19 protein-coding genes and 1 pseudogene are annotated in these 19,208 nt (G+C 73.8%); 7 read left to right on the top strand and 13 right to left on the bottom strand.

Features of this window, described 5'->3' with window-relative positions; translation table 11 throughout:
• Nucleotides 1-8 precede the first annotated feature (8 nt).
• Nucleotides 9-761: an SDR family oxidoreductase gene (locus ACZ4M3_RS21190; RefSeq protein ID WP_467734817.1), complete on the top strand. Its 753-nt coding sequence runs from the start codon at nucleotides 9-11 to the stop codon at nucleotides 759-761.
• 152 nt (nucleotides 762-913) lie between these two features.
• Here the strand turns inward: ACZ4M3_RS21190 and ACZ4M3_RS21185 are convergent, their stop codons facing one another.
• A complete protein-coding gene (locus tag ACZ4M3_RS21185) occupies nucleotides 914-1,588 on the bottom strand; it encodes a DedA family protein (RefSeq protein ID WP_467735457.1) in 675 nt (224 codons plus the stop codon).
• A gap of 156 nt (nucleotides 1,589-1,744) precedes the next feature.
• Here ACZ4M3_RS21185 and ACZ4M3_RS21180 point away from each other — a divergent pair, with 156 nt between their 5' ends.
• The 4 genes from ACZ4M3_RS21180 to efeU all read left to right on the top strand — a co-directional run bounded on the left by ACZ4M3_RS21180 (nucleotide 1,745) and on the right by efeU (nucleotide 5,249).
• Nucleotides 1,745-2,116 carry a BlaI/MecI/CopY family transcriptional regulator gene (locus ACZ4M3_RS21180; protein WP_467734815.1) on the top strand — a complete coding sequence of 124 codons (372 nt, stop codon included), beginning with the start codon at nucleotides 1,745-1,747 and terminating at the stop codon, nucleotides 2,114-2,116.
• Nucleotides 2,113-3,051: a M56 family metallopeptidase gene (locus tag ACZ4M3_RS21175; RefSeq protein WP_467734813.1), complete on the top strand. Its 939-nt coding sequence runs from the start codon at nucleotides 2,113-2,115 to the stop codon at nucleotides 3,049-3,051. Before ACZ4M3_RS21180 ends, ACZ4M3_RS21175 begins: the two co-directional genes overlap by 4 nt.
• Before the next feature lie 200 nt (nucleotides 3,052-3,251).
• Nucleotides 3,252-4,358 (top strand): iron uptake system protein EfeO, encoded by a 1,107-nt coding sequence (gene efeO / locus ACZ4M3_RS21170; protein WP_467735455.1) that lies wholly within the window; start codon nucleotides 3,252-3,254, stop codon nucleotides 4,356-4,358.
• A 21-nt stretch (nucleotides 4,359-4,379) separates the two neighbouring features.
• The gene (gene efeU, locus ACZ4M3_RS21165; RefSeq protein ID WP_467734811.1) at nucleotides 4,380-5,249 is read left to right on the top strand and encodes an iron uptake transporter permease EfeU; all 870 of its coding nucleotides are present in this window, start codon (nucleotides 4,380-4,382) and stop codon (nucleotides 5,247-5,249) included.
• A 63-nt stretch (nucleotides 5,250-5,312) separates the two neighbouring features.
• On the opposite strand, the gene ACZ4M3_RS21160 is transcribed toward efeU, so the two are convergent.
• The 6 genes from ACZ4M3_RS21160 to ACZ4M3_RS21135 all read right to left on the bottom strand — a co-directional run bounded on the left by ACZ4M3_RS21160 (nucleotide 5,313) and on the right by ACZ4M3_RS21135 (nucleotide 12,683).
• Nucleotides 5,313-6,887 (bottom strand): ATP-binding cassette domain-containing protein, encoded by a 1,575-nt coding sequence (locus tag ACZ4M3_RS21160; RefSeq protein ID WP_467734809.1) that lies wholly within the window; start codon nucleotides 6,885-6,887, stop codon nucleotides 5,313-5,315.
• Nucleotides 6,888-7,197: 310 nt separating this feature from the next.
• Entirely contained in the window at nucleotides 7,198-7,941 is a 744-nt protein-coding gene (locus ACZ4M3_RS21155; RefSeq protein ID WP_467734807.1) for a response regulator transcription factor, read from the bottom strand.
• A 23-nt stretch (nucleotides 7,942-7,964) separates the two neighbouring features.
• Nucleotides 7,965-10,622, bottom strand: a complete 2,658-nt coding sequence (locus tag ACZ4M3_RS21150; RefSeq protein WP_467734805.1) for an FtsX-like permease family protein — start codon at nucleotides 10,620-10,622, stop codon at nucleotides 7,965-7,967.
• Entirely contained in the window at nucleotides 10,619-11,332 is a 714-nt protein-coding gene (locus ACZ4M3_RS21145) for an ABC transporter ATP-binding protein (protein ID WP_467734803.1), read from the bottom strand. Before ACZ4M3_RS21145 ends, ACZ4M3_RS21150 begins: the two co-directional genes overlap by 4 nt.
• A complete protein-coding gene (locus tag ACZ4M3_RS21140; protein ID WP_467734801.1) occupies nucleotides 11,329-12,072 on the bottom strand; it encodes an ABC transporter ATP-binding protein in 744 nt (247 codons plus the stop codon). Before ACZ4M3_RS21140 ends, ACZ4M3_RS21145 begins: the two co-directional genes overlap by 4 nt.
• Nucleotides 12,072-12,683, bottom strand: coding sequence for a hypothetical protein (locus ACZ4M3_RS21135; RefSeq protein ID WP_467734799.1), 612 nt, complete (start codon nucleotides 12,681-12,683; stop codon nucleotides 12,072-12,074). The genes ACZ4M3_RS21140 and ACZ4M3_RS21135 overlap by 1 nt, the downstream gene beginning before the upstream one ends.
• A gap of 160 nt (nucleotides 12,684-12,843) precedes the next feature.
• Here ACZ4M3_RS21135 and ACZ4M3_RS21130 point away from each other — a divergent pair, with 160 nt between their 5' ends.
• On the top strand, nucleotides 12,844-14,130 hold the full coding sequence (locus ACZ4M3_RS21130; protein ID WP_467734797.1) for a sensor histidine kinase: 1,287 nt from the start codon (nucleotides 12,844-12,846) through the stop codon (nucleotides 14,128-14,130).
• On the opposite strand, the gene ACZ4M3_RS21125 is transcribed toward ACZ4M3_RS21130, so the two are convergent.
• Nucleotides 14,096-15,157: a bile acid:sodium symporter family protein gene (locus tag ACZ4M3_RS21125; protein ID WP_467734795.1), complete on the bottom strand. Its 1,062-nt coding sequence runs from the start codon at nucleotides 15,155-15,157 to the stop codon at nucleotides 14,096-14,098. The genes ACZ4M3_RS21130 and ACZ4M3_RS21125 overlap by 35 nt on opposite strands.
• Here ACZ4M3_RS21125 and ACZ4M3_RS21120 point away from each other — a divergent pair.
• On the top strand, nucleotides 15,156-15,794 hold the full coding sequence (locus tag ACZ4M3_RS21120; RefSeq protein WP_467734793.1) for a COG4705 family protein: 639 nt from the start codon (nucleotides 15,156-15,158) through the stop codon (nucleotides 15,792-15,794). The genes ACZ4M3_RS21125 and ACZ4M3_RS21120 overlap by 2 nt on opposite strands.
• Here ACZ4M3_RS21120 and ACZ4M3_RS21115 read toward each other — a convergent pair.
• The 5 genes and pseudogenes from ACZ4M3_RS21115 to ACZ4M3_RS21095 all read right to left on the bottom strand — a co-directional run.
• The gene (locus tag ACZ4M3_RS21115) at nucleotides 15,775-17,139 is read right to left on the bottom strand and encodes a sensor histidine kinase (RefSeq protein ID WP_467734791.1); all 1,365 of its coding nucleotides are present in this window, start codon (nucleotides 17,137-17,139) and stop codon (nucleotides 15,775-15,777) included. The genes ACZ4M3_RS21120 and ACZ4M3_RS21115 overlap by 20 nt on opposite strands.
• Nucleotides 17,136-17,798, bottom strand: coding sequence for a response regulator transcription factor (locus tag ACZ4M3_RS21110; protein ID WP_467734789.1), 663 nt, complete (start codon nucleotides 17,796-17,798; stop codon nucleotides 17,136-17,138). The genes ACZ4M3_RS21115 and ACZ4M3_RS21110 overlap by 4 nt, the downstream gene beginning before the upstream one ends.
• Entirely contained in the window at nucleotides 17,795-18,481 is a 687-nt protein-coding gene (locus ACZ4M3_RS21105) for a phosphatase PAP2 family protein (RefSeq protein WP_467734787.1), read from the bottom strand. Before ACZ4M3_RS21105 ends, ACZ4M3_RS21110 begins: the two co-directional genes overlap by 4 nt.
• Nucleotides 18,478-19,083 carry a phosphatase PAP2 family protein gene (locus ACZ4M3_RS21100; RefSeq protein ID WP_467734785.1) on the bottom strand — a complete coding sequence of 202 codons (606 nt, stop codon included), beginning with the start codon at nucleotides 19,081-19,083 and terminating at the stop codon, nucleotides 18,478-18,480. The genes ACZ4M3_RS21105 and ACZ4M3_RS21100 overlap by 4 nt, the downstream gene beginning before the upstream one ends.
• A pseudogene (locus tag ACZ4M3_RS21095) lies at nucleotides 19,083-19,208 on the bottom strand (DedA family protein); the annotation flags it as partial. The gene ACZ4M3_RS21100 and the pseudogene ACZ4M3_RS21095, both read right to left, overlap by 1 nt.

The following is a 19,208-nucleotide window of genomic DNA, read 5'->3' as shown; positions in this document are numbered from 1 at the left end:
TCTCGGCCATGACACGTAGCGTCCTCGCCATGAACAACATGAACAGCACAGCAGACACCCAGCGTGTCGTCGTCATAGGCGGTACCTCCGGCATCGGATTCGCCGTCGCGCAGAGCGCATCGACCCGGGGCTCGAACGTGGTCGTCGCCTCCAGCAGCCAGGGCCGGGTCGACTCGGCGGTGAAGAAGCTCGGTGGTCCGGCCGAGGGCATCGTGCTGGACGTCGCCGACGAGGCCGCGCTCGCCGCCTTCTTCGACCGGATCGGCGAGTTCGACCACCTCGTCTACACGGCGGGCGAATCCCTGCTGCTGAAGCCGCTCGCCGAGCTCACTGCCGAGGAGTCCCGAGCGTTCTTCGAGCGCCGCTTCTGGGGTGCCCTGCTCGCCGCGAAGTACGCGACGCCGAAACTTCGTCCCGGCGGCTCGATCACCTTCACCTCCGGCGCCTTCGCCACCCGGCCCGCTCCCGGAGCCTCGCTCGGCGCAAGCATCACCGCAGCCGTCGAGGGGCTGACGCGAGCCCTGGCCCTGGAACTCGCCCCACTGCGGGTCAACGCGGTCCGCCTCGGCGCGATCCGCACCGAGCTCTGGGACAGCACCGTGCCCGAGCCGGAGGCCTTCCTCCGAGCGCAAGGCAGCGGCCTTCCCGTGCAGCGCGTCGGCAGCCCCGAGGAGGCTGCGGCGGCCTACCTCTACCTCCTCAGCAACGGCTACGCGACCGGCACGGTCCTCACCCTCGACGGCGGAGCCGCACTGGCCTGACATCGGCTGCTGCCGGACCGGCAAGCCCGGCGGGTGGCGGTCCAGTTGCTCCCACGAGCACGGTGGCCCCGTCGGCGCCGGGCGAGGGCGCCGAGGGCGATCCCGTTGCCGAGGTCATCCGGAACGCTGGCGCCGCACTGCCGGACGGGGCGTCAGATGCCGCCGTCGGTGCTGCCCGCGCGGCGGGCGCGGAGGAGTTCCAGGGCGACGGGCACGAGGGACACGGCGACGATGACCGCGATGATCGGCAGGAGGTAGTGGTCGACGTTGGGCACGGAGGCTCCGAGTGCGTACCCGGCGAGGACCAGACCGGTGGTCCACAGCAGGCCGCCCAGGACCTGCCAGAGTGCGAAGGTGCGGGCCGGGACGTCCAGGATCCCGGCGAGGGGGTTCAGCACGGTCCGCACGATGGGCATGAAGCGGGCCAGGACGATGGCCTTCGCGTATCCGTAGCGCTGGAGGATCTCCGCCGCCCGGGTGGCGCCTTCGCCGATCTTGCGGGACTTCGTCCGGGTCAGGAACGCGGGCCCCGCCTTGCGGCCCAGCAGGTAGCCGGTCTGTGCGCCGGCCAGGGCGCCGACGGCGGAGGCGACGAGGACCCAGGGCAGCGACAGGTGCCCCGGGGAGGCGGCCGAGCCCGTGCACAGGAGTCCGGCCGTGAACAGAAGCGAGTCGCCGGGCAGGAAGAACCCGACGAGGAGGCCGGTCTCGGCGAACAGGATGACCGCGATGCCGATGGTCCCGAACGCGGCGAGCAGCGACTGGGCGTCGAGGAGGTTCACGGCGAGTTGCACCGGCGGTGCCGAGGCGAGCTGTGCGAGGGGCATGGACGCGGTCCCGTCGATAATGGTGTGGGGGTGGGGCTCACCGCCGCAGACGAAGAGGTTCCCGGACCCGCCGCCGGTGCGGTTCGCCCACCTCATCGTCTACAAAACAGTAGTCGGTCTACCTCACTGTAGACGATCTCGTGAGAGGCAGGTTCCATGACGGGCAGCGCGAGCGAACGCCGGCCGGCGGGCGAGCTGGAGGCCAGCGTCCTGGCGGCCTTGTGGGCGGCAGGAAGTCCGCAGTCCGCGGCGCAGGTCAGAGCCGCGATACCGCAACCGCTGGCCCGGACCACGGTGGCGACGCTGCTTGCCCGGTTGCACGAGAAGGGCGTCATCGACCGGAGCCCGGGAGGGCGGAGCTTCGTGTACTTCCCCGTCGCCGATGCGCACGGCCTCGCCGCTCGCCGGATGCACCGTGAGCTCGATCAGGACGGCGACCGCAGTGTCGTCCTGGCCCGGTTCGTCGAAGGCCTCAGCCCCGACGACGAGGCAGAGCTCCGGCGGCTCCTGGAGGGGGGCAGTCAGTGATCGCCCTGCTGCTCGTGCCCCTCCTCCTGCCCTGGATCCTGCCGCCGCTCGCCCGGCGCGCCGCCGGCCGGGTGAGGCCCGCAGCCGCCCTGTGGGCGATCACCGCCGCCTCCGGGGCGCTCGCCGCCGGGGTCGTGGCGTGCCTGGGCGTGCTGCTGCTGCCGCTCGCGCTGACGATCCCGCCCGTGGCCGCTCTCGTGCACCTGATCCAACCGCTCCGGGCCGGCCCGGCGCACGTGACGCTGGGCGTCTCCGCGCTGGCCGCCGGGATCCTCGGGATCACCGGCGTCATCGTGGTCCGGCGCGGGCTCCGCGAGGCGAAGCGCCTGCGCAGCGCCCACGGCGACATCGCCCATCTTCCGTATGCCGGAGGGCTCTGCGTGCTGGACGACCCCCGCCCGGACGCCTATGCGCTGCCCGGTCTTACGGGCCCGGGCCGGGTCGTGGTGACCAGCGGCATGCTGCGCTCCCTGGACCCGCGCGAGCGCGAGGCTCTCCTGGCCCACGAACGCGCGCACCTCGCCTCGCGCCACCACCTCTTCCTCGCCGTCGCCCAGCTCGCCGGATGGTGCCACCCCGCGCTGGCCGCCGTCGTCCCCGAGGTGTCCTACGGCGCCGAGCGGGCCGCGGACGAATGCGCCGCCCGCGCCACCGGCAGCCGCACCGTCACCGCACGGGCCGTGGCGCGCGCGGCGCTGGCAAGCGCCCGTGGCGCCGACCGGGCCGGGCGGTCCGCGCTCGTCGCGGGCGCTGTCACCGGACCGGTGCCGGCCCGGGTGCGGGCTCTGCTCGGCCAGGCACCCGTCAGGCACATCGCACCCGCCCTGCTGGCCATGGCCCTGCTGTGCACGGGGGCGGGTGCCTCTTCCCTGGCCGGAGCCGTCTGGTTGCACCGCGGGGTCGAGATCGCCCAGGGCGAGCATCCCCGCGACTGATCCGGGGCCGCCCGCCCTCGCTGTTCTCCGGGTCCACCTGTCGCGGCCACCAAAACTAAGGTCAGGCTTCCCTTACTGTCTACATTTCAGTAGACTCCGCCGCGGCCGGGCCCGATGCCCTGCCGTGTGCGTCTCCCTGCGTGAAACGAGGCCTCTTGTCCGCGAACACCCGCCACCTGCTGCTCGGCGCCGGTACCGTCATGGCGGCCGTCGTGTCACTTTCGGGATGTGCCCAGAAAGCCACGGGCGGCGGGGAAGCGATCAAGGTGACCGCCTCGGACTCGGCCTGTCAGGTCTCCAAGGCCGAGTTCCCCGCCGGACACCTCACCCTGGACGTGGAGAACACGGGGTCCAAAGTCACCGAGGTGTACGTCCTGTTCCCGGACGACCGGATCGCGGCGGAACGCGAGAACATCGGCCCCGGCACCAAGACCTCGATCACCGCCGAAATCAAAGCGGGTGCCTACCAGATCGCCTGCAAACCCGGTATGAAGGGCGACGGAATCCGCCGGAAAGTCACCGCCACCGGGCAGCACGCGGCCGCCGCGCAGAGCCCCGAGGCGGACGCCGCGGTGGCCGCCTACCGGGCCTACGTCCTCCAGCAGGCCCGGGAAACCCTCCCGAAGGCCCAGGCGTTCGCCGACGCCGTCAAGGCCGGCGACCTCGAAGGCGCGAAGAAGCTGTACGCCCCCTCGCGCATCGGCTGGGAACGCACCGAGCCGGTCGCCGAGTCCTTCGGCGACGTCGACCCCAAGGTCGATGTCCGCGAGGACGGTCTGGCGGCGGGCCAGGACCCGGCGAAGGACTGGACCGGCTGGCACCGCCTGGAGAAGGCCCTCTGGCAGGACGGCAAGATCGGCGACCGCGAGAAGGAACTCGCCGACCGGCTCATGACGGACCTGAACGACTGGGTGAAGCGGGTCGGCACCGCCGAGATCACCCCCACCTCCATGGCCAACGGAGCCAAGGAACTCCTCGACGAGGTCGCCCGCAACAAGATCACTGGTGAGGAGGACCGCTACTCCCACACCGACCTCGTGGACTTCAAGGGCAACCTCGAAGGCGCCCGGGAGACGCACGAACTCCTCAGGTCCGTCGCCGTGAAGAACGACGCCCAGCTCGTCAAGGACCTCGACGGCCAGTTCGCGTCGCTGACCACCCTCCTGGACAAGTACCGCAACGGCACGAGCGGATACGAGTACGCCTCCTACGACACGGTCGCCGAACCGCAGCGCAAGGAACTCTCCGACGGAGTGAACGCGCTCGCGGAACCCCTGTCCAAGCTCGCCGCCGCCGTCGTCAAGTAACCGGGAAGGACACAGCCACCCATGTTCGGAAACTTCCTGATCGGACTGCGCGAAGGCCTCGAAGCGAGCCTCGTCGTCTGCATCCTCGTCGCCTACCTCGTCAAGACCGGCAACCGGCGCCAGCTCACGCCGCTGTGGGCCGGGGTCGGCATCGCCGTCGCCCTCAGCCTCGCGTTCGGCGCCCTGCTGCAGTTCGGCTCCTCCAGCCTCACGTTCCAGGCCAAGGAAGCACTCGGCGGCACCCTGTCCGTCCTGTCCGTCGCCCTGGTCACCTGGATGGTGTTCTGGATGCGGCGCACCGCCCGCCACCTCAAGAGCGAACTCCAGGACAAGCTGGACGCCGCCCTGGCCGTCGGTACCGGCGCCCTCGTGGTGACCTCCTTCTTCGCCGTCGGACGCGAGGGACTGGAAACCTCCCTGTTCATCTGGACCGCCGTCCAGGCCACCGGAGACGGCGTCCGCCCCCTCGTCGGGGCGCTCCTCGGACTCGCCACCTCCGCCGTCCTGGGCTGGCTCTTCTACAAGGGCGCCCTGCGCATCAACCTGGCCAAGTTCTTCCGCTGGACCGGCGCCATGCTCGTAGTCGTCGCCGCCGGAGTCCTCGCGTACGGAATGCACGACCTCCAGGAAGCCGACGTTCTGCCCGGCCTGCACAGCCTGGCCTTCGACATCAGCACCACCATCGCGCCCGACTCCTGGTACGGCACCCTCATGAAGGGCGTGTTCAACTTCCAGCCCGACCCCACCGTGCTCCAGGTGAGCGTGTGGGGCCTCTACCTGCTCCCGGTCATGGCCGTTTTCCTGGCTCCCGAACGGTCTCGCCCCGTCCCCCGGTCGCAGGCCGCCGGAGCGCCGCCGGCAGAACCGGCAGCGGGGCTTCCGCCGCGCTGACGGGTCTGCGCACCGCGCCGCCGGGCGCCGGGCCGGTTTCCGTCGAGGTGGGCGCCGGGCCGGCTATTCGACCGCGCGCGGGACGCTGCCCGGGACCCCTTCGCCGCGTGCCCGGTCCCGGAAGTGGCCGTAGGCCATGAAGGCGAGGAGGACTGCGAGGAGTACGGCCGAGGATCCGGCGGTGCCGAGGTCGAGGCCGCCCTTGGCGGTGGGCTTGGTGAGGAAGTCGCCGGCGGTGGCACCGAGCGGGCGGGTCAGGACGAACGCGATCCAGAAGAGGACGACGTTGGGGACGGCGGGGACCCGGATGAGGACGACGAGGACGAGGAGGAGCCCGCAGATGAACAGGGCGCTGCCCGCGTAGCCGAGTCCGGAACTGTCGGAGAGGAAGTCGCCCATCGACGTGCCCAGGGTGTTCGAGACGAGGATCGCGGACCAGAAGAGCGCCTCGCCGCGGAAGGTCACGATGTCGCGGATGACGAACGTCTGGCCGGTGAACTTCCAGGCGACGAAGATCGCGATGAGCACCGAGATGAGGATGGCCGCGCCGGCCGGATAGCCGAGCCCCAGGCCCTGCGGGCCCCAGCCCAGGGCGGTGGCGCCCTTCGCCAGGTACTTGGGGCTGGCGTCACGGTTCATGAAGTCCGACACGGTGGTGCCGACCATGCTGGTGGAGACGATGACCGGCCAGTAGAAGAACGGGTTGTAGTGCTTGGCGCGCAGTTGCACCAGCAGGGTCACCACGAACATCAGGAACAGGGCGATCGTGGTGAGGAAGTAACCCAGGCGCAGGGTCTGTGCGAAGAGGTCTCCCGCGGTCTCACCCAGGGTGGTGGCGGCGATCTTCATGATCCAGAAGGCCAGCGTGACCTCCGGCAGCTTCCGCACCACGAACTGCGCCGTGCTCGCGCCGTCCGCTTCGGGCAGGCGGAGCGCGGGGGCCTTCGGCGCCGCCTCGGCCGGCTGCCGCGGAGGGGGTGAGAGGTGCAGCTGCCCTTCAGCCATGGCCCACTGCTTGCGCAGGCGTCCGGCGACGGCCGGGTCGTGGGTGGTGACCACGAGGGCGGCTGCGGCCTCGTCGGCGGCTGCGATGAGTACGTCGATGACCCGGCTGCCGGTGGCGTCGTCCAGGTGGCTGGTGGGCTCGTCGGCCAGGATCAGGCGCGGGGAGGCCGCCAGCGTACGGGCGATGGCCACGTGCTTGGCCTGGCCGCCGGAGAGCTCGGCGGGCATCTTGTGGGCCAGGTCGGTGGCCGCCACCACGTCCAGGCAGTGCAGCGCCCGCAGCCGCGCCTGCTCCCTGGGAACTCCGGCCAGTACGAGGGGCAGCGCGGCGTTCTCCGCCACGTTCAGCGCGGGGACCAGGGTGGGTCCCTGGCTCACGACTCCGACCTGCCCGTGCGCCGGCACCCGGGGCAGCCCCGGCCAGCTGATCTCTCCGGCCGTGGGCTGCTCGACGTCTGCCATCAGGTGCAGCAGGGTGGACTTGCCGGAGCCCGAGGGGCCCGTGATGGCTATCCGGTCGCCCGCATGGACCTGGCAGGTCGCGCTGTTCACGGCGACCACTGCCGCCGGTCCGTGACCGTAGGTGCGGGCGGCGTCCCGACAGCGCAGGATCGGGGTGTCCGGGGCGGTCACGGCCGGACCTCTGCCCTGTCCGGCCGGTCGGCCCGGCCGGCGGTCCCGAAGGCTCCGGGGGCATCGACGGGGAGGACGGCACGCCGCTCCGCGCAGGGCGCGGGAGCCGGGGCGGAGACCGGAGCCAGGACGGAGGTACGTCGCATGATCATGGCGCCTTTCGGGAGTCGGAACCGAACCGAAGGTCTCCTCCGACCCTAGGCAGTGGCCGGTTAGCGCCCGGACCGCTCATGGTGAGAGGACGGTAAAGCCCCGGCTCCGCACCGCCCGCGTGCCCCGGCGACCCGCCGCACGCGGCCGGCGGCCCCGGTCAGCCGGGGTCCGCTTCGAGGCGGTATCCGTAGCCGCGCAGCGTGGAGACGCTCGGCGGTTGCACGGGCGGTCCCGCCTCCCGCGCCGCGGCCTGGAGACGGCGGCGCAGCGAGGCGAGGGTGACGTCCAGGGTCTTGGTCGGACCGAACCAGTTCTCGTCCCACACCCGCGCCATGAGGTCCTCGCGCGACACGGCGGTCCCCGTGTGCTGCGCGAGCACGGCGAGCAGGTCGAACTCCTTGGGACGCAGGGGGACCTCGACGCGGCCGAGCGTGCACCGGCGGGCCCGCGTGTCCAGCACGAGGCTCCCGATCCGGTAAGTCGTCTCCCGGTCGCCCTGGCCGGCCGGGAGCCGGCGCAGGTGGGCGCGGAGCCGGGCCAGCAGCACGGACAGGGTGAAGGGCTTGACGAGGTAGTCGTCGGCTCCCGCGTCGAGCCCGGCGATGACGTCGATCTCGTCGGAGCGGGCGGTCAGGATGACGAGCAGCAGGTCCGGATGACGGCTGCGCAACTCGCGGGCGATGTCGATGCCGTCGGCGTCGGGCAGGCCGAGGTCGAGCAGGACGACGTCCGGGGTGGCGGCGCGGGCGGCGGTGAGGCCGCCGCTGCCGGTGCGGCACCAGGTGGTGGCGTAGCCCTGGGCCCGCAGTCCGGTCTCGAGGTGCCGTCCGATGGTGGCGTCGTCCTCGATGACGAGGAGGACGGGGGCGGGGCTGGGGCTGCGGTCCTGGCGCGCGGGCATGGTCAGCAGCGTAGGCGTACGCGTCACAGTTCGCGCAGTTCCTCGACGGGCGGGCGGGTGGAGCGCCGGGCGGCGTTCACCGCGGCGGCGGCCAGGGCCGCGATGGCGGCGCCGGCGGTGAGGGCGAGGTAGGTCCACGGGACGGCGGCGGTTGCCGGGGGAGGGTCGAAGACACCGGTGAGGACCGTGACGAGCATCCGGGACAGGGCCCAGCCGACGAGGGCCCCGCCGGCCAACGCCGCGGCCGTCAGCACGGCCGCTTCCGCCAGGACGAGCCCGCGGAGCTGGCGCCGAGTGGCGCCGAGGACGGTGGTGATCGCGAAGGTGCGCCGCCGTTCCGCCAGGTCCAGGGCGAGGACGATGCCGCCGGACGCGGCGGCCAGCAGAACGGCGAAGCCGAGTTCGATCCGGGTGAGCCCCGCCAGGTCCACGGCGGTGAGGCTGGAGCCGACGGTGGAGCGGGTCTGGCTGAGGTCCGTCACCGTGGCGGTGGTCCCGACCACCCGGCGCAGCCCGGCCGCGATCTGGCTCCGGCCGGCACCGCCGGTGTCCAGGAGGAAGGCGCCCACGGTGTCGTCGCCCGTGCTGCGCGCCACGTAGGAGGCGTTGGCGACGAGGAAGCTGTCCTTGGGGGCGGTGGGGAACTCCTTGACGACGCCGGCGTAGTGGAAGGGCACGGTCCGCAGGGCATGGGTACGGCCGTCCTGGAGGCGCAGGTTGACCGTGTCGCCGGGGCTCAGGCGGAAGTCCTTGACGGTCTCCTCGCTGACCAGGAGGGCGTCGGGGCGGGCCGCGAGGCGGGCCATCATGGCGCGGGCGGTGCCGCCGGCGAAGTAGGCGTCCTGGAGGGAAGTGGCGGAGGCGATGGTGGCGGGCCGCACCCCGTACAGGTCCTGGAGGTCGGCCCCGACGTACGCGAAGCGGTGCTGGAGGGGTTCCACGTGCCGCACGCCGGCCACCTGCAGCCCTGCGGCGGCGCCGGGGCCGACGTGGGCGCCGGGCGACTGGGTGACGGTGACGTCGGCGCCGTTGGTCAGGCGGGCGTCGACCTCGGCCTGCTGGCGGTAGGTGGCGTTGAAGACGGCCGTGGAGGTGGCGAAGGACAGGGCGAGCGCGACCAGGACGACCGCACGGGCCAGCGGCCTCCGCCTGCGGGAGATGCTCGCCGCCGTGGTGGCGGCGAGCGTGCCGGTCAGCGGTCGGGCCAGCAAGGCCAGGGGCCGCCTGCCGTACGCCAGGAACAGGTACACGAGGCGCCACACCAGGAGCGCGCCGCCGAGCCACAGCAGCGCGGGTCCCAGGAAGGCCCAGTAGGACACCGAGATGCTCGGCACGCCCTCCGGGGCCAGCACGAGTGCGTACTGGTTGCCGCTCGCCGCCTTGAACACCAGCAGGGAGACGGCGAGGAGGACGAAGTCCAGGCCGAAGCGCATCCACCGGGGCGCCCGCGCACGGCCCACCTCGCGCCGGGCCCGGGCGACCGTGCCGGTGCGCAGATCGGTCAGGGCCGGCCACAGCACCGCCGCGCCCGCCACGGCGAGCCCCAGGAGCAGGGCGACGGCGGACCAGGCCAGGGTGGCGGCGGTGCTCGCGCCGAAGGAGGCGGTGCCGAAGGCGGCCCGGCCGACCGCCGCGGCGACGCCCACCCCGGCCAGGCCCCCGGCCACACCCACCACCGCGGCTTCCGCGGCGGCCAGCGAGGCCACCTGACGGGGCCGCAGTCCGCGGGTCCGCAGCAGGGCCTGTTCCCGGCGCCTGCGATCAGCGCCCGCACCTGCCACGGCGGCTGTGAGCAGGGCGGCGAGGACCGTGCCGGGGACGCCGAGGAAGAGGAAGAGGACCTGGGCGTAGAGGGCGTCCTTGCGGGCGGCGTCGAGCGCGGCGCCCAGGTTGTCCCCGACGACGATGCCGCCGGAGGTGCGGACCTCCAGGTTGCGGGCGGCGGCGGTGACGGCGGTGTAGGCGGCCGCGGGGTCGGCGGGCAGAGGCGCGTCGCGGGCGATGTGGATCTGGGTGGTGACGGCGGCCGGGTCGACGGCGGCGACCGGTGCGGTCAGGCGGGCGAAGAGGGCCTCGGGCAGGAGGACGACGTTGTCGGGCGGGGCGGCGGGCTGGGACTGCGGCGGGGCGCCGACCTTCTGGAACAGGGAATCGGCCTGCGGGAGGTCCACGACCCCCGCGACGGTGACCTTCGCGGGTCCGGTGCCGGGCAGGCCGATGGTGACGGTGTCGCCGGGGGCGACGTGCAGGTTGGCGGCGGTCTGCTGGGCGATGAGCACCCCGGTGGCAGCGCCGGTGAGCGCCCGGACGGTACCCGGGAAGGTCTGCCGGTAGGTGTCGGGGAGGCCGAGCACGACGCCCGGTCCCGTGCTCTGGGTGCTGCCCGCCCCGGTGGCCTGGAAGCCGGTGCTGCGGGCGAAGCCGACGGGCTCGGCGCCGCGTACGCCGTCGGCGGCCCGGACGGCGGCCAGCACCGGGCCGGGGTCGGTGCCCGGCTGGACCTGAGCCTGCCAGGCCACGGCGACGGAACGCACGGCGCGGGCTGTCATCGTGGACTTCGACGCGGTCAGGAACGAGCCCAGGGCGGCGACGAGGGCGACGGCCAGGGCGATGCCCGCGGCGGTGGCCGCCAGACGCCCGGTGCGGCGGCGCAGCAGTCCCGCGACCCACCCGGCGATCACGGCCCTGCTCCTTCCCGGACGGTCTCGGCGACGCCGGGGTGCGGGTCGGCGCCGGTCCGCAGGCGGCCGTCGTCCATGGTCCACCGCTGCGTCAGCCGCCGGGCCACGGCGGGGTCGTGGGTGGTGACGACGAGGCCCGCACCGAGGGCGTCCGCAGCGGCGAGCAGCACGTCGACGACGTGCCGGCCGGTCGCCCGGTCGAGTTGCCCGGTGGGTTCGTCGGCGAGGATCAGACGGGGCTCCGTGGCCAGCACCCGGGCCACTGCCACCCGCTGCGCCTGGCCTCCCGACAGTTCCTCGGGCAGCCTTTCCGCCAGGTCGGCGGCGGTGACCAGGGCGAGGCAGTCCAGGGCGCGCCGTCGGGACGCTTCCTGCGCGCGGCCGGCGAGGACGAGGGGGAGCGCGGTGTTCTCCACGACGTTGAGCGCGGGGATCAGGCTGGGACCCTGGAAGACGACGCCGACCTCGGCCGGCACGGGCCCACGGGCCAGGCCCGGCCAGGCGACGTGGCCGGCGGTGGGGTGCTCGAGGGCCGCCATCAGGTGCAGCAGGGTGGACTTGCCGGACCCGGACGGCCCGGTGATCGCGATGCGGTCGCCGCTACGGACCTCGCAGGTGGCGCCGTGGACCGCGACGACGGCCGCGGCACCCGCCCCGTAGGTGCGGGCCGCGTCCCGGCAGTGCACGAGGACCTCTTCGGGGGCGGTCACGGCCGGATCCTTCCGTCGCGCAGGTGGACGACCCGGTCGGCGATCTTGACCGCTTCGGTGCTGTGCGTGACGAAGAGGACGCCCGCCCCCGCGCGGGCCCGCTCCCGCAGCAGTCCGAGGATCCGCTGCTCGGTGGCCCCGTCGAGCTCGCCGGTGGGCTCGTCGGCCAGCAGCACCTCCGGATCGTTGGCCAGGGCGACGGCCAGTCCCGCGCGGGCCAGTTCACCCCCCGCGAGTTCGCCGGGCAGAGCGCGGGCGCGGCCGCCCAGTCCGACCCGTTCCAGGAGTTCCGCCGCGCCGGGCCGTACGGGGCCGTGCGCTCCGGGACGGGCGCCGCGGCGGACGGCGGCGGTGCGCACGGCGGCGATGGGGGTGCGGGTCGCGGCGGTGCGGGCGAGCCGGATGTTGGCGCCGAGGTCGAGGTGGGCGAGGAGGTTCCCGGACTGGAGCAGGATCCCGATGTGGCGGGCGCGCAGGCGTGCCCGCTCCGCCTCGGGGCGGTGGCTGAGGCGTTCACCGCCCACGTGGACGACGCCGCCGTCGGGTTCGTCCAGTCCGGCCAGGCAAGCGAGGAGGGTGGACTTGCCGGATCCGGACGGACCGATGACGGCGACGCTCTCACCGCGCCGCACCCGCAGGGCGACGCCGCGCAGGGCGAGGGTCTCCTCCTCGCCCGAGCGGTAGAAGCGGTACAGGTCATGGGCGGTGAGCAGATCGGGGGCGGCTTCGGCCGGAGCCATCATTGCCACCTCAAGGAGTCGGTGACGGTCCGCCAGGGGTCCACGTTGTCGGCCCCGATCGGGCCGGACAGGGTGATGTCGGCCTGGCGTCCGGCGTGGAAGAACACGTATCGCTCGAAGGAGTCGCGCACCACCTTGCCGGTCACGGGATCGGCGGGAGCGTTGCCCTGATAGGTGATCAGGACGGCCTGCCCCGCCGGCCGGGCCACCGTGGAGACCTTGCCCGCCGCAAAGCCGGGCACGTGCCCGCGCAACGCCGGCAGGACGGAGGCGTTCACGGACTGGGGGGTGGGAGCCGCGGGCGCGGTTGCGGTGAGGATCTCGATCCGGTTGAGCTTGTCCGTGAAACTGACGCCGCCGTCGGGTGCGTCCGTACGGGACCACCCCTCGGGGACCTTGACGGTGAACCCGCCCCGGTCGGAGTGGTAGGCGACGAAGGCCTGGTTGTCGGGGATGTCGCCGGCCGGGTTCGACTCGGCCGGGGCGGGTGCGGTGGCCGAGACGGCCGTCCTGGGAGCGGGGGTGCCGGAGGAGTTGCCGCATCCGGCCAGGGCGGCGCCGACCACCGCGAGGGAGACCAGGGGGAGGGGGAGGGCGTAGGTGAGGCGCATGGTCCTCGAGCTCCTTCCGCCGGAGGGCTGACTGCTCTGTCCACGACGCTAGTCAGCGGCCGGTTAGCTCCCGCCCCGGGCAGGGTGAGAGGACGGTAAAACCCGTCCGCCGGCCGTGCAAGGCGTCGTCGGCGGCGCCGTCGCCCGCATGATGGGCGGCATGAGAGCGCGCGTGGTCCGGGTGGCCCTGGTGGCGGCGGCTGTGGCCCTTCTTCTGCTCGCCGTGCCGCTGGCGGTGGCGATCCGGTTCACGTTCTTCGCCGACGAGGGCGGGGAACTGGAGCGCGCCGCCATGGCCGCCGTCGTACGCGTCGGGCCCGAGTTCAGCTCGGGAGACCCGGTGGAACTGCCGGGCGGGCAGGGCGAAGTGCGGCTGGGCCTCTACGACCCGGCCGGCCGGCTGCTCTCCGGGACGGGACCCGCGGCCGGCGGCGACGCCGTCCGCAAGGCACTGGCCGGGGGCGTGGCCCAGCAGCAGTCCGCCGGCGAGCTGGTCGTCGCCGTACCCGTCTCCAGCGGTGAGCGGGTCATCGGGGCGGTCAGTGCCGTGACCGGTTCGCGCGGCGTGTGGGCACGGGTGCTCTGGGGCTGGGCGGCCCTGCTCGGGATCTGCCTGCTGGCGCTCGGTGCGGCGGTCGCCGTCGCCCGCCGGCAGGCGGCCGCGCTCAGCTCACCGCTGGAGGCCCTCGCGCGGACCTCCCTCGCCATCGCCGACGGCGATCTGACGGCGCGCGCCGCACGGAGCACGATCACCGAGATCGACGAAGTGGCGCGCGCCCACAACGCGATGGTCGGCCGTCTGGCCCGGCTGTTGGAACGCGAACGGCACTTCACCGCCAACGCTTCCCACCAACTGCGCACCCCCCTGACCGGACTCCAGCTCGGCCTGGAAGCGGCGCTGGCCGACCCGGACGAGGACCCCCGTGCCGCGCTCGCCGAGGCGGCGGAGCGCTCACGTCACCTGGACCGCACCATCGACGAGGTGCTGCGGCTGGCGACTTCCTCGACCGCCACGGCCGCACCCGCCTCCGTACAGCGGGTCGGCGGTCTGCTGGACGGGGTGGAGCGGCGGTGGCACGGCGTGTTCGCCCGTGCGGGCCGCCGTCTGAGCGTGGTGTGGGAACCGGAGTCGGGGCATCTGCCCGTGCCCGGCCGCACCACCGACCAGATCATCGACGTCCTCCTGGACAACGCCCACCGCCATGGCGAGGGAACCGTCTCGTTGTCCTTGCGCGACCTGGGAACCGCGCTCGCGCTGGACGTCGCCGACGAGGGAACCGCCGTCCTCGACGCCCGGGCGATCTTCGAACGGGGGATCGGCGACGGCTCCGGCATCGGGCTGGCGCTGGCACGCGAGCTTGCCGAGGCCGCCGGAGCCCGCCTCGCACTGTCCGGCACCGCCCCCACCCGCTTCACCCTGCTGCTGCCGCTGGACGACGACAGGTGATCCGGTTCGCGGCGAGCTTCTGCAGCAGGCTGAACGCGAGGACGGGCAGCAGGACCTGCGGCCGGTCCGGCATCGCGGTGGTGATGAGCACGGCGCCCGCGCTGCTGTTGCTCATGCCGCAGGCCAGCGTGACGGACGTGCCGGCGGACGTGCTCAGCCGCAGGGCGCGGGCGCACCAGCGGCCCCACCCGAAGGACAGGACGCACACGGCGGCCGCGGTACCCGCCGCCGCGAGGAGCAGCAGCGGCCTGGGGCGGCTGAGGAACTGCGCCAGTGCGCCGCTCGCGTTGACGTAGGTGAGCAGGAGCGCGGCGAGCACGGCCGTCAGCGCGGCCGCCGGCAGTACGGTCCGCTCCGCGCGTGCCGACAGCAGGAGGCGGCAGCCGATGCCGGCGGCGCACGGCAACAGGACCCCGGTGAGTGCGAAGCCGCCGCCCGTACTGTCCGCGGCGGCGGCCAGCGGCTGCGCGTACTCGGCGCTCAGCAGCGGCGCGAGGGCGCCGATCGTGGCCGGCACGGTGAGGGGGCTGACGAGGGCGGACGCGAGGACCAGGCCCAGTATGGCCGGTTCGTCGCCCCTGCCGCCGCTCGTCCACACGGTGGCCCCGGCGGCCACGGGCATGGCGAGCGTCAGCACCATGGCGGCCACCATCCCACTGCCGCCGTCGGAGTCGGGCGAGCAGCGCAGTGCCACCGCGATGGCGGGGATGATCAGCAGCGGCGCGGCCAGGTGCAGACCCAGGCCCGCCACCAGGACCCGGGGCCGGCGCAGCATTCCGGTCAGGGCGAGGGGACAGGCCCGCAGCCCGGCCGCGAACAGGACGGTGGCCAGCAGGACCTCGGTGGAGTTGAAGCCCGTGCGCAGCGGTCCGCCCAGGATCGCGCCGTGACTGTGGCGCAGCCAAAGACCCGGGGCCGGAACAGCGGCGGCCGCGGCATAGGCGGCGCAGGACGCCCAGCCGAGTCGTCTGCGCAGGAACCCCAGCGGCCTGTCGAGGGGATGTCCGGACGGGGGAGCGGTCTCCATGGCGGCGAGCGTAGGCCCGGCCCGGCGGCGCAACGCCCTGCCCGGGCGGGTCCGCCCCACGTGCTCAGGATGTGTTCAGGCTCGGCCCGGCAACGTCCTCGGTAAGACATACGAGACGCATGGCGCCACCGGCTCCCGCGCGCCCGCCTCACCGCTGCGCAACAAGGTCCCCGAGATCACCGCGTACTTCTGGGTGATCAAGGTGCTGTGCACCACCGTGGGCGAGACCGCGGCGGACTACCTCAACGCCCAGCTCGGGCCGGGACTCGCGGGGACCTCCCTCGTGATGACGGCCCTGCTGGTCATCGCGCTGGTCGCGCAGTTCCGCACCGAGGCCTACCGGCCCGGCAGCTACAGGCTGGTGGTCGTCCTGGTCATCGCGGCGGTCGCGCTCACGCACTACACCATGGGGCTGGGCGCGGTACTGAGCTTCTGGACCGTGTACGTCCTCACCCGCCCGCTGGGGGCGTCGATCGGCGACTACCTGTCCCAGCCCGCGGAGGACGGGGGCCTGGGCTTCGGCACCGTGGTCACCAGCGCGCTGTTCCTCGTGGTGATCCTCGGCCTCGTGGTGTTCCTGACGGTCTCCCGGCGCGACGTGACGGACGCAGAGCAGGTCAGCCGGCCGGCAGGGTGACCACGAACCGCGCGCCGTGACGGTGCACTTCGTCGTGGAGTACGTCACCGTCCACGGAGCGGGCCAGGCGTCGCGCGAGCGGCAGACCGAGGCCCGCTCCGGCGTGTCCGTCGCAGGGGTCGGCGCGCCGCCCTGGGCGGAAGAGCTCCGGCGCGAACTCCGGCGGGACTCCCGGTCCGTCGTCGGTGATCTCGATCTGGACGTACGCGTCCCGGCGGCAGGCGCTCAACGCGACCCGGGAGCGGGCGTGGCGCACGGCGTTGTCCAGCACTGGACTGACCGCCCGCTCGAGGAGGGCTTGCGGCACGCCGGCGGTCAGGCCCTCGATCCCGGCGGCGACCCGGACCTCGACCGGCCCGGACGGGGGGAGCTGTCCGACCAGCCGGACCAGCGCGGACCGGACGTCGGTGGCGCCACGCGTGGCGCCGGTGCTGTGGCGGGCGTCGTCGAGGAGGGTGTCGCAGATGGTGTGCATGGAGCGTGCGGCGTCCTCGATGGCGGCGCAGGCAGCTCGCGTCTCGGCGGCGGAGCGGGGCCGGCTCTGCCACCAGTCGAGTTCGGCGACGATCCGGGCGAGCGGGTTGCGCAGCTCGTGGGACAATTCCCGGGTGAGCTGCTGTTCGTGGCGCAGCCCCGCGCGGATCCGGTCCAGGAGCGCATCGAGCGAGCCGCCGAGCCGGGCCAGTTCCTCGGGCCGCCGGATGTCGCCGAACCGTTCGTCGGAGGCGAGCGCGCTCCAGCTGGTGGCCTGCTCGGTCATGGTGCGTACGGGGCGCAGGGCGCGGCCCACCGCGAGCCGGGTCAGCACGTACGTGCAGGCCAGGATCGCCCCGTCGAGGGCGAGGGAGGCGTACAGCACCGTATCCGCGGAGCCCCGGTAGGGCGTGAGGCCGACGGCGGTGACCACGGCGGCCGACGCGCCCCGGGAACGGGTGACGGGCTGGACGCACAAGCGCACCGGCTCCGGCCCGCCGACCGTGGTGCACCGCCGCCCGCCCCCGGCCGCGAGGGCGTCCGCGGCCCGGTCGAGCGGGCCGCCCGCGGCCACGCCGGGCGGGACCTCGAGCCGTACGGGTCCGGCGTAGATCCAGACGTCGGAGTCGAGCGCGTCGTCGTTGGGCACCTCCACGACGCGGGCCGTGGGCCCCGAGGTGTCCACGGTCGCCGCGACGGCGGCCGCCCGGGTGTGCAGGTGATCGTCCGCCTGCTGCTGGAGCCGCTGGCGGACGACGGCGTTGAAGACGACGGTGAGGACGATCATCAGCAGCGCCGCGGCCGCCAGGGCCACCAGCGAGAGCCGGCCGCGCAAGGTGTACGGAAGCCGGCCGCGACGGGGGAGCCTCATGACAGGCGGTGTCCGATCCCGCGGCTGGTGCCGAGCGTACGGTCGCTGCCGGCGGTGCGGAGCTTGCGGCGCAGTCGGCTCAGGTACTGGTCGAGGGTGTTGTCGCTCACCTGGGCCCCCTCGGGCCAGCCGGCCCGGACCAGGTCACGGCGGGTGACCAGAGCGCCCGCGGCGGCGATGAGCACCGCCAGCAGCCGGAACTCGGTCGGTGTCAGGTCCACGGGCGCTCCCGCCACGGTGCACGTGTGGCGGGTCGGATCGAGCAGCAGGTCGCCCGCCGCCGCGGGCGCCGGCGGGCCCGCTCGCCTGAGGGCGGCGCGCAGGCGGGCGGCGAGTTCGGCGAGGTGGAAGGGCTTGGCGAGGTAGTCGTCGCCGCCGGCGGAGAACCCCGTCAGGCGGTCGGCCAGGTTGCGGTGCGCCGTCAGGAAGATGACGGGAGCGGTGAAACCGCGCGCCCTGAGGGCCTGGCAGACGTCGCGGCCGTCCGCGTCGGGCAGTCCGACGTCCAGGACGACCCCGTCGAAGCCCTCGTCGGCCAGCCGCAGCGCCGCGGCGCCGTCGGCTGCCGGGGCCGGGTCGAAGTCCTCGTCGCGCAGGCCGCGCAGCAGTACGTCCCGCAGGGCGTGGTCGTCCTCGACGACGAGGATGCGCTGCTTCACGTCAGCCGTCCGCCGGGCGCCGGGCGTCGGTCACCCGTACCCCGCTCACCGGTACGTCGCAGGTACGCGCAGGCCAGGAGGGCGAGCCAGGCGGCGGCGAAGAGCCAGCCGCCGAGCACATCGGTGAACCAGTGCACCCCGAGGTAGACCCGGGTGAGACCGACCGCCGCGCCCCACAGCCCGATGAACACCACTGCCGTCCTGGGCGGCGTCCGGTCCCCGCGCAGGAGCAGCGCCGCCACCAGTAGCCCGGCTGTCATCGCGGCGGTGGTGGTGTGGCCGGAGGGAAAGGACCAGCCCGATGCGGGAGTGGCCCAGTCGGCGGCCGCGGGGCGGGGGCGGTCGATCAGCGTCATGGCCGCGTAGCGCAGGGCCTGGCCGGCGCCGAGGCACAGCACCAGTACGGCTGCCGTCCAGGCGCGCTGCCGGGTGGTGCGGCCCGCGTACAGACCGGCCAGCAGGAGGAGGGCGTACGGGATGACGCCGGTTCCGGTGTCGGTGAGGGCGCGGGCCGATACGGAGGCGACGGCCGGGCGGTGCTCCACGGACCAGCGGTGGAGGAACGCGTCGCCGGGCAGCAGGTGGTCGGGGGCCCGCACGGTCCACAGCGCCAGCAGGGCGAAGAGCGCCGCACTGGCGAGGGCCACCCACCCGGCCCGACGGGCGAGACCGACGCGCGTCATGCGCCGGCCAGCAGGGGACGCAGCGGGCCTCGTTTCAGCCGCTCCGCCCAGGAGTCCTGGTTCCGTCGGACGATCGTGGCCGCCGCGGCGGCCACGGCGGCGCCGACGAGGAGGCCGGCGAGTGCGTCGTGCGGGTAGTGCACGCCCACCCAGACCCTGGAGGCCGCCATCAGGACGGCCGCGGCCAGCGCGACGGCGCCGAGCCGCCGCGATACGAAGAGCAGCGCGACGGCGGCCGCGGCGGCCAGGGCGGCGTGGTTGCTGGGGAACGACCAGTCGCCGGGGGCCGGGCAGGCCTCCAGCGTGGGCACCCGCAGGGCCCGGCACGGCCGGTCCTCGCGCACGGCGAGTTTGACCAGCGCGTCCACCCCGAAGGCGAGGAGAGTGATCAGCGGGACGGCAAGGGCGGTAACCGCCGTGGGGGTTCCCGCGCGCCGGGCCCGCCACCAGCCGACCACCATCAGCACCGCGAACAGGGCCAGCCCGTAGGCCGACCAGACGGAGACCAAGGTGTCCAGCCAGCCCGGAGTGCGGTGGGCGAGTTCGATCACGCCGTTGTAAGCGGGGCCGTCGACGTGCGAGCCGTCGAACGCGGGGGTCATCAAACGGTTCCGTTCTGGTGCTTGCGGGCCCGCCGGGAGCGGAGCACTTCGATCGCCAGGGGGAGCAGGGACACGGCGACGACCAGGGCGACGATCGGCAGCAGGTACCGGTCGACGTTCGGGAT

Source organism: Streptomyces sp. NPDC026522, assembly GCF_055567555.1.
The sequence above is the reverse complement of the archived record's forward strand: the minus strand, read 5'-3'. Positions and strand labels throughout refer to the sequence as shown.

Excerpts from the sequence above, each read along its gene's own strand:
- ACZ4M3_RS21190 (WP_467734817.1), top strand. The coding sequence starts at position 9 with ATGACACGTAGCGTCCTCGCCATGAACAACATGAACAGCACAGCAGAC.
- ACZ4M3_RS21185 (WP_467735457.1), bottom strand. The coding sequence starts at position 1,588 with ATGCCCCTCGCACAGCTCGCCTCGGCACCGCCGGTGCAACTCGCCGTG.
- ACZ4M3_RS21180 (WP_467734815.1), top strand. The coding sequence starts at position 1,745 with ATGACGGGCAGCGCGAGCGAACGCCGGCCGGCGGGCGAGCTGGAGGCC.
- efeO (WP_467735455.1), top strand. The coding sequence starts at position 3,252 with ATGGCGGCCGTCGTGTCACTTTCGGGATGTGCCCAGAAAGCCACGGGC.
- efeU (WP_467734811.1), top strand. The coding sequence starts at position 4,380 with ATGTTCGGAAACTTCCTGATCGGACTGCGCGAAGGCCTCGAAGCGAGC.
- ACZ4M3_RS21155 (WP_467734807.1), bottom strand. The coding sequence starts at position 7,941 with ATGCCCGCGCGCCAGGACCGCAGCCCCAGCCCCGCCCCCGTCCTCCTC.
- ACZ4M3_RS21140 (WP_467734801.1), bottom strand. The coding sequence starts at position 12,072 with ATGGCTCCGGCCGAAGCCGCCCCCGATCTGCTCACCGCCCATGACCTG.
- ACZ4M3_RS21135 (WP_467734799.1), bottom strand. The coding sequence starts at position 12,683 with ATGCGCCTCACCTACGCCCTCCCCCTCCCCCTGGTCTCCCTCGCGGTG.
- ACZ4M3_RS21130 (WP_467734797.1), top strand. The coding sequence starts at position 12,844 with ATGAGAGCGCGCGTGGTCCGGGTGGCCCTGGTGGCGGCGGCTGTGGCC.
- ACZ4M3_RS21120 (WP_467734793.1), top strand. The coding sequence starts at position 15,156 with ATGGCGGCGAGCGTAGGCCCGGCCCGGCGGCGCAACGCCCTGCCCGGG.
- ACZ4M3_RS21125 (WP_467734795.1), bottom strand. The coding sequence starts at position 15,157 with ATGGAGACCGCTCCCCCGTCCGGACATCCCCTCGACAGGCCGCTGGGG.
- ACZ4M3_RS21115 (WP_467734791.1), bottom strand. The coding sequence starts at position 17,139 with ATGAGGCTCCCCCGTCGCGGCCGGCTTCCGTACACCTTGCGCGGCCGG.
- ACZ4M3_RS21105 (WP_467734787.1), bottom strand. The coding sequence starts at position 18,481 with ATGACGCGCGTCGGTCTCGCCCGTCGGGCCGGGTGGGTGGCCCTCGCC.
- ACZ4M3_RS21100 (WP_467734785.1), bottom strand. The coding sequence starts at position 19,083 with ATGACCCCCGCGTTCGACGGCTCGCACGTCGACGGCCCCGCTTACAAC.